The 7,505-nt window shown below is 70.5% G+C and carries 7 protein-coding genes; 3 read left to right on the top strand and 4 right to left on the bottom strand.

Annotation, left to right across the window (positions count from 1 at the left end; all coding sequences use genetic code 11):
* Positions 1-187: 187 nt before the first annotated feature.
* Positions 188-1,732, bottom strand: a complete 1,545-nt coding sequence (gene murJ / locus VED21_RS04480) for a murein biosynthesis integral membrane protein MurJ (RefSeq protein WP_324881120.1) — start codon at positions 1,730-1,732, stop codon at positions 188-190.
* A gap of 148 nt (positions 1,733-1,880) precedes the next feature.
* Here murJ and VED21_RS04475 point away from each other — a divergent pair, with 148 nt between their 5' ends.
* The gene (locus VED21_RS04475; RefSeq protein ID WP_324881119.1) at positions 1,881-2,660 is read left to right on the top strand and encodes an alpha/beta fold hydrolase; all 780 of its coding nucleotides are present in this window, start codon (positions 1,881-1,883) and stop codon (positions 2,658-2,660) included.
* Between the two features lie 4 nt (positions 2,661-2,664).
* Here the strand turns inward: VED21_RS04475 and VED21_RS04470 are convergent, their stop codons facing one another.
* A complete protein-coding gene (locus VED21_RS04470; protein WP_324881118.1) occupies positions 2,665-2,838 on the bottom strand; it encodes a DUF1328 domain-containing protein in 174 nt (57 codons plus the stop codon).
* Between the two features lie 153 nt (positions 2,839-2,991).
* The gene (locus VED21_RS04465; RefSeq protein WP_324881117.1) at positions 2,992-4,512 is read right to left on the bottom strand and encodes a hypothetical protein; all 1,521 of its coding nucleotides are present in this window, start codon (positions 4,510-4,512) and stop codon (positions 2,992-2,994) included.
* 181 nt (positions 4,513-4,693) lie between these two features.
* Between VED21_RS04465 and VED21_RS04460 the strand changes: the two genes are divergently transcribed.
* Complete coding sequence (locus tag VED21_RS04460) at positions 4,694-5,368, top strand: hypothetical protein (protein ID WP_324881116.1); 675 nt, start codon at positions 4,694-4,696, stop codon at positions 5,366-5,368.
* A gap of 176 nt (positions 5,369-5,544) precedes the next feature.
* Entirely contained in the window at positions 5,545-6,057 is a 513-nt protein-coding gene (locus VED21_RS04455; protein ID WP_324881115.1) for a response regulator, read from the top strand.
* A 60-nt stretch (positions 6,058-6,117) separates the two neighbouring features.
* Here VED21_RS04455 and VED21_RS04450 read toward each other — a convergent pair whose 3' ends face one another.
* A complete protein-coding gene (locus VED21_RS04450) occupies positions 6,118-7,488 on the bottom strand; it encodes an HlyD family type I secretion periplasmic adaptor subunit (protein ID WP_324881114.1) in 1,371 nt (456 codons plus the stop codon).
* Positions 7,489-7,505: the final 17 nt, after the last annotated feature.

Below are 7,505 nucleotides of genomic sequence, written 5' to 3'. Positions count from 1 at the left end.
TGGACCGTCCATTTCGCCGCCGAGGCGATCGCGCAAGTCGACTTGCGCGATCGCCTCGGTTCGGTCCAACCTGTCAACCATGTCTCCGAACACCTGTAAACCAAGTGTCCGGTCTGAACAGCTGCGCTCAACCCAACCTACCGCTCAGCCGTAGGTTGGGTTGAGGCGTTAGCCGCAAAACCCAACGTCAGGACTTCCGCCGACGCAGACGCTTGATATCCCCCCAGCGGATCAGCCCCAGCGCCACGGCCAGCACGCCGTAGACCGCCGCGCCCAGGCCGACGAGCAGCGCCAGCCCGCCGACGCGCAGGCCCAGGTCGATGGCGAACAGCCACGGCGCCAGCGTCGACTGCCCCAGCCACAGCGCCGCGCCCAGCGCCGCGCCGGCCACGGCCATGCGCGGCAGGTTGCGGCGCAGCCGCGCGTCCGGCGTGTACAGCCCGCGCTGGTGCAGCAGCCACGCCAGCAGCCCGGCGTTGACCCAGGCGGCGACCGAGGTCGCCACGGCCAGACCGACCTGCGCCAGCCAGCCCATCAGCGCCACCTTCAGCGCCACGTTGACCAGCATCGCCACCATCGCCACGCGCACCGGCGTCGCCGTGTCCTGCCGCGCGTAGAAGCCGGACACGAGGCTGCGGATCACCACGAAGGCCGGCAGGCCCAGCGCGTAGGCCTGCAAAGTCGCCGCCGAGGCCGCGGCGTCGGACGGGCCGAACCGCCCGTGCTGGAACAGCACCGACACCAGCGGCAGCGCAGCGACCAGGAACGCCACCGCGCACGGGATGGTCAGCACCAGCGTCAGCTCCACCGCGCGGTTCTGGCTCTCCAGCGCACCGGCGGCGTCGCCGCCCTTGATGCGGCGCGCCATCTCCGGCAGCAGCACGGTGCCGATGGCGATGCCGATGACGCCCAGCGGCAGCTGGTTCAGCCGGTCCGCATAGTACAGGTACGACACGGCGCCGGTGGGCAGCAGCGAGGCGATCAGCGTGTCGACGAACATGTTGATCTGCGTGAGGCCGGAGCCGAGCGCCGCCGGCCCCAGCACGGCCAGGAATCGCTTCACCCCCGCCGTCCACCGCGGCCACACCAGCCGCAGCCCCACGCCGGCCTTCTCCGCGTCCCAGGCGAGGTAGAGGAACTGCGCAACACCGGCCACGAACACGCCCCACGACAGCGCGTGCCCCACCGTGGGCATCAGCGGGGCCGCCACGGTCAGCGAGGCGATCAGGCAGAGGTTCAGCAGGATGGGGGCGGCGGCCGCCGCGCCGAACCGCCCCACGCCGTTCAGCACGCCGGCCAGCAGCGATTCCAGCGACATGAACAGCAGGTACGGGAAGGTGATGCGGGTGAACAGCACCGCCAGCTCGAACTTCTGCGGCTCGTCCGAGAATCCCGGCGCGAAGATCAGCATGAACTGCGGCATGATCGCCAGGAACACCAGCAGCAGCACCAGCTGCACCGCCAGCAGCAGCGCCATCACCTCTTCGGCGAAGCGGCGCGCCGCCTCCTGCCCGTCCTGCACCAGCGTGCCGGAGAACAGCGGCACGAAGGCCGACGCGAAGGCGCCCTCCGCGAACAGGGCGCGGAAGTGGTTGGGCAGGCGAAAGGCGACGAAGAAGGCGTCGGCCACCGGCCCGGCGCCCAGGAGCGCGGCGGTCAGGATGTCGCGCAGGAAGCCCAGCGCGCGGCTGGCCAGCGTCAGCCCACCGACGGACAGGATGTTGCGGATCACGGTGCAATGCTTTCCCGGACTGAGACGGGCGCCACTATACGCAGCCATGCGCCGGACGCCACGGTCGCGCGCGGCAAAAAGCGCAGCAGGCAATCGCACCTGCTGTTAGGATCCGGCGCAACCACGAAGCACCGGGACCGCGACCGCCATGACCCAGGCCCTCCCCCTCACCTATCTCGAAGCCGGCGAGAGCATCGGCGGCACGCCGCTCCTGGTCCTGCACGGGCTGTTCGGGTCGGCCCGCAACTGGCAGAGCATCGCGCGCCGCTTCGGCGAGCAGCGCCACGTCTTCGCGCTGGATCTGCGCAACCACGGCGGCGCCCCCTGGGCCGGCACCATGAGCTATCCGGAGATGGCGGACGACGTGCTGCGCTTCCTGGACGACCGCGGCTACGCGCGCGCCGCCGTGCTGGGGCATTCCATGGGCGGCAAGACGGCCATGACGCTGGCGCTGCGGCACCCGCAGCGGGTCGAGCGGCTGGTCGTCGCCGACATCGCCCCCGTCGCCTACACGCACACGCACGGCCCCTACGTCGCCGCCATGCAGCGCGCCGACCTCGCCGGCAGCGCGCGGCGCTCCGACGTCGAGGCGCAGCTGGTGGACGCGGTGCCGGAGGCGCCGCTGCGCGCCTTCCTGTTGCAGAACCTCGTGATGGAGAACGGCGCCTTCCGCTGGCGCATCAACCTGGACGCCATCGCCGCCGGCATGGACGCCCTGATCGGCTTCCCCGACCTGGGCGAGCGGCGGTACGAGGGGCCGGCGCTGTTCATCGGCGGGACCGCGTCCGACTACATCACGCCGGAGCGCGAGCCCGCCATCCGCCGCCATTTCCCGGCCGCCAAAATCCAGATGGTGCCGAACGCCGGCCACTGGATCCACGCCGAACGCCCGGAGGAGTTCGCGGCGATGGTCGAGGCGTTCCTGTAGACCGCTAGAACACCGCCTGCCCCGCCAGCAGGGCCAGGACCAGGAAGATCAGGAAGATCACCAGGAAGATGTAGAACAGCACCCGCGCCACGCCGGCCGTGGCGCGCGCCACGCCGGAGAAGCCGAGCGCGCCGGCGACCAGCGAAATGACCAGGAAGATCAGCGCCCACTTGAGCATGTCCGCCTCCGGGATTCGGTAACGCCCGGAGAACGGCTGCGCTGAAGCCGGGTTCCCGGCCTACCCCGGAAACGGTGGCCCCAGAAACGAAAGCTGAAACGAAAACGGGGGCCCGAAGGCCCCCGCGTTCCGCATCGACACGACGTTTCCCCGTCACACCACGTTCTGGCGGGCACCGGGCTTGGCCCCCACGCCGGGCGTCTGGCGGAAGGCGTCGACCAGATACGGGGCCAGCGCCTGACGCATGCCGCGCAGCCACTCGTGGATGATGATCAGCGAACGCGACGCCACCGGCGGCGTCATGCCCAGCTTCACCAGGTCCTCGCGCGTCATCTGCGCCACCTGGTCCAGGCGGTGGCCGGTCAGGCGCGCCCAGGCCGGCGCCGTGCACGGCGGCATGGAGATGACGTTCAGCCCCTCGCGCTCGACCATCTCGGCCTTGCGGCGGGCGTAGTTGGAATCCTCGATCTGCGTGAACGGGCCGGAGACGCCGTTCTCCACCAGCACGCGCTTGGCCTTCGGCGCGATGGTGGCGATGCGCTCCAGCGTCGCCATGCCGGTCGACAGCGAGGCGAGATCCACGGTGACCGGCACCATGAAGGTCAGCCGCTCACCGTCGCCGACGTAGTAGTCGAAGCCCGACACCTCGGCCCAGTTGAAGAACCACTGGCTGATGTTGCCGCCGAAGTCGAACAGGCGGCCGCCGCGCTGCAGCTCCGGACCGATCTGGTCCCAGAACTCGTAGAAGCCGTCGCCCGAACCCATCAGGTTCATGAAGTCCTGGGTGATGCGGCGGTGCTCAACCACCTCCGGCCCGAAGAGGCGGGCAAGGCGCTCGTTCACCTCGTACTCGACGACCTTGAGCTGCAGACCCTCCAGCATGGCGGTCGCCATCAGGTGATGGGACAGCAGCGTCTTGCCGACGCCTCCGCGGTCATTCAGGACGAAGATCGTTCCCAGCATGCGATCGCCTTTCAAAAGTCTTGTCGTCGTGTCGAGAGGGGACTGGGCGTCCGCGGCGCGGACAGCCGGTTCTGTTCGTGGCGGCTCCGGGCGCGGCGGTTCCGGACGCGGCGGCGTGGCCGGCGGAGGAGCGGGCGGCGGCGCCTTGGCCACGGGTTCGGGTTCCGGCGCGGGCTCGGGCTCAGGCTCGGGCGGTGCTTCCGCCACGGCCTCCGGCTCCGGGACCGGCTCGGGTTCGGGCTCTGGTTCGGGCGTCGGGTCGGGCGTCGGGTCGGGCTCGGCGGTGCGCACGGGCTCCGCCGCTTCCGGCTCGGCCTCGGGTTCCGGTGCAGGCTCGGGTTCCGGCTCGGCCTCGGACTCCGGTTCAGGCTCCGCGGCGGCGGAATCGCGGCCGGCCTCGAGCGCGGCCCGGTGCACGGCTTCCAGCGTCTCGGCCGGCAGGCCGGTAGCGGCGCCGTCGGGCGTCTCACCCTTCTGCTCGGACCCGACCAGGAAGAAGGCGGAGCGCAGCGTCACCGGCGAAATCGGCTGGTTGTCGCGCGCGGTCACGCCCAGGCGCGCCAGAACGTCCGATATCTCGGCCCAGGACAGCCCGCGTTCGCGCATCAGGCTGATGTCGGTATAGCTCTCCCGCACAGCCTGCATCGCGCTGCGATTGCCGGCCGGGCGATCGGCGAGCAGCCGCTCGAGTTCCGTGCGATCGATCGACACCGTATAAAACTCGGAAAGAAAGCGTTGCGGGAAGACGGACCGGTGCCCAACACCGAAGGAAACGATTCCACCGGCGCGCAAAAAATAGTACAAGCAACCGCAGGGCGCAAACGGTTTCCAACGCCCGAGAACGGCGTTAAACGTGTGACCGATTGCCCCGCGGCTTCGAGGGTTGGCGAGGATGGCACAGGATTTCCGGTCGTTGCGCGCTTCGGCGCAGACCATCGGCTTCCACGAACTGCGCCAGGCCTGTGAAATCTCGGTCCTGCGCGAAGATCTTGAGCGCATCGTGCGCGAGACGGGCGAATTGACCGCGCACATCGAAGAAACGGTGGAGCAGGTCCGCAGCCAGTTCGCGTCGCTGACCGCCGACGACCTCGCCGATCCCGAGCGTATGACGCCGCTGCTGCAGTTCGCCGTGACGGCGCTGATCGGCATCCGCGACGCCGCCCGTCGCGTCAACACCGAGACGGGCGCCCAGCCGGACGCCGACCGCCCCTCGCCGCCCCCGCTGCGCGCCGTTCCGGCGGCGGCTCCCTTCACCGCCCCACAGGCCGCCCCCCTCGCCGCCCCCTTGGCGGCGATGCCGCCTTCACCCCCGGCGTCGCCTCAGGCGCCGGTCATCGAGCCGTTCGTTCCGCCTCCCCCGGCGCCGATGGCGCCTCTGGCGTCGTTCGACCCGCCGCCGCCCATGGCGCCGGCCTACCGTCAGGTCGAGCCCCCGCCGCCACCAGCGCCGTCCGCCGCCGCGTGGCTCCAGCCGACCAGCACGCGCGCGCCGGCACGGGGCGCCGGTCCGGCACGGCCGGCGCCCGGTGTCGGCGCTGCCAAGACGATCGACTGGCTGAGCCGCTGAGCGGCAGCGCCGCACGTCTTCCGCACGCCACACTGTTGCAACGACGCATCACCTCGCGACTCCCTGAGTCGAGAGGGTTTGTGCGTTTCAATTGTCGCTTGCCCACTATCGATTGCGCCGTTAACGTCCCGGTAATGGTAAACGCACATTAACCCTCCTTGGAGAGGTCCGACGCGATGCGCGAGGATCCGGAGACCATGCCCCAGCCGATCACCGGCGAACGGCCCCATCGCTGCGGCCCCGCCCGCGTGATGGGACGGCACATCGGCCAGCGCCACGCGCCGCCGCTCCCTCCCCGCCCGCTTCGCGTCATCGTCGTGGACGACGAGCCGGCGGTCGCCCAGGCGGTGAAGGACACCGTCGAGGACCTCGGCCACACGGTCTGCGGCATCGTCCACACCGAGGAGGACGCCCTGCTCCTCGCCGCGCGGGAGAAGCCGGACGTGGCCCTGATGGATGTGCGGCTGGGCGTGGGCGGCGACGGCATCGCCGCGGCGCGCCGGCTCAACGCCGGCTTCGGCGTCCGCTCCATCTTCCTGTCCGGCTACGCCGACCACGCGACCATGAGCCGGATCACCGAGACCTACCCGCTGGGCGTCGTGCACAAGCCCTTCTCGACGGCGCAGCTCAAAAGCGCCCTCGACCTCGCCCGCAGCCGCCTGCGCCTCGCCCGCGTGGTCGTCGCCTGAACGCGAAAAGGGCCGCTCCCTGAAGGAGCGGCCCTTTCGGCGAAAACCCAACGTCGGACGTTACTCCTGGACGAACGCCTTGATGTACGACTGCGACAGCGGCGTCACCAGATAGTCCAGCGGCGTGCGGGCGGACAGCAGGATGCGCGCCTCCACCGGCATGCCGGGCTTGATGGTCAGCTTGTGCACCTCGTGCGCCTCGGGGTTCTCGTCCTTCAGGCGGATGCGCGCCAGATAGTAGTCCTGGCGGCTCACCGGATCGACGATGCGGTCGGCCGAGACGTACTCCACCGTGCCGTCCAGCGAGCCGACGACGCGCGAGTCATAGGCGGTGAGCTGCACCTTCACCGGCAGGTCGACGGTGATCGACTTGATGTCCTTCGGTTGCACGTGCACCTCGGCCAGCAGGGCGCGGCCGTCCGGCACCACGTCCAGGATGGCCTCGTTCTGCACGATGGTGCCGCCCACGGCCGGATGGCCGTTCATCACCACGATGCCGTCGTCCGGCGCCTTGATGTCGCGGTTGGCGAGGCGGTTGGCGGCGTCGCGGATCTGCTCGGCCAAGCGCGCCGTCTCGGAGCGCGCCTTGTCCAGGTCGATCAGCACCTTCTCGCGGAAGTCGTTGCGGCGCTTGACCCAGTCGCCCTGCGCCTCGGCGGCCTGCTGCTTGGTCTGGGCGATGCGCGCCTCGATGTCCTTGTCGCGGGCCATCAGGCGGGCTTCCTCGCGCTGCAGCTCCACCAGCTTGGTGCGGGTCGAGTTGCCGCGGTCCAGCAGGCCCTGCGTGATGCGGATGTCCTCCTGCACCAGCTTCATCTCGCGCGTCTGGTAGGTGCGCTGCTGCTCCAGGCTGGCGCCCTCTTCGCGCAGGGTCTCGACGCGCTCGCCGATCAGCCGCTCCTCGGTGGTCAGCTGGTGGCGGCGCACGTCGAACAGCGTCTTCTGGTTGTCCATCAGCTTGGTGACTGTGGCGCTGCCGGCGCGGCGCTTCTGAAGTTCGGCCGGCCATTCGATGGCCTCGCGGTCGAACAGCTCGGCCTGCAGGCGGGCCTCCAGGGCCAGCATCTCCAGCCATTGGGCGTTCAGCACCTCCAGCCGGGTCTCGGCCTCGGTGGCGTCCAGGCGCATCAGCACCTGGCCCGCCCTCACGGTGTCGCCACCGCGCACCAGGATCTCGCCGATCTGGCCGCCCTCGCTGTGGCGGACGGTCTTGCGGCCGGTCTCGGGCGCCAGGGCGCCCTGCGCCACCACGGCGCTGTGCAGCGGGGCCAGCGCGGCCCAGGCGGTCATGCCGCCCATGCCCACCGCCAGCACGGCGGCGCCGCCGGCCAGCAGGTTGCGGACGCTGGTCTCGGGCAGGAGGCTGCGCATCGCGTTGCCCATGGCGGCGGCGTTGCCGGCGGCCTTGGTGAGGGTCTTGGTCGTGCTCATGGTGCCGGTCTCCTTGC

The organism is Azospirillum sp., from assembly GCF_035627195.1.
Taxonomy (GTDB): domain Bacteria; phylum Pseudomonadota; class Alphaproteobacteria; order Azospirillales; family Azospirillaceae; genus Azospirillum.
The sequence above is the reverse complement of the archived record's forward strand: the minus strand, read 5'-3'. Positions and strand labels throughout refer to the sequence as shown.

Coding starts and splice junctions, on each gene's coding strand:
- VED21_RS04475 (WP_324881119.1), top strand. CDS start 1,881: ATGACCCAGGCCCTCCCCCTCACCTATCTCGAAGCCGGCGAGAGCATC.
- VED21_RS04455 (WP_324881115.1), top strand. CDS start 5,545: ATGCGCGAGGATCCGGAGACCATGCCCCAGCCGATCACCGGCGAACGG.
- VED21_RS04460 (WP_324881116.1), top strand. CDS start 4,694: ATGGCACAGGATTTCCGGTCGTTGCGCGCTTCGGCGCAGACCATCGGC.
- VED21_RS04450 (WP_324881114.1), bottom strand. CDS start 7,488: ATGAGCACGACCAAGACCCTCACCAAGGCCGCCGGCAACGCCGCCGCC.
- VED21_RS04470 (WP_324881118.1), bottom strand. CDS start 2,838: ATGCTCAAGTGGGCGCTGATCTTCCTGGTCATTTCGCTGGTCGCCGGC.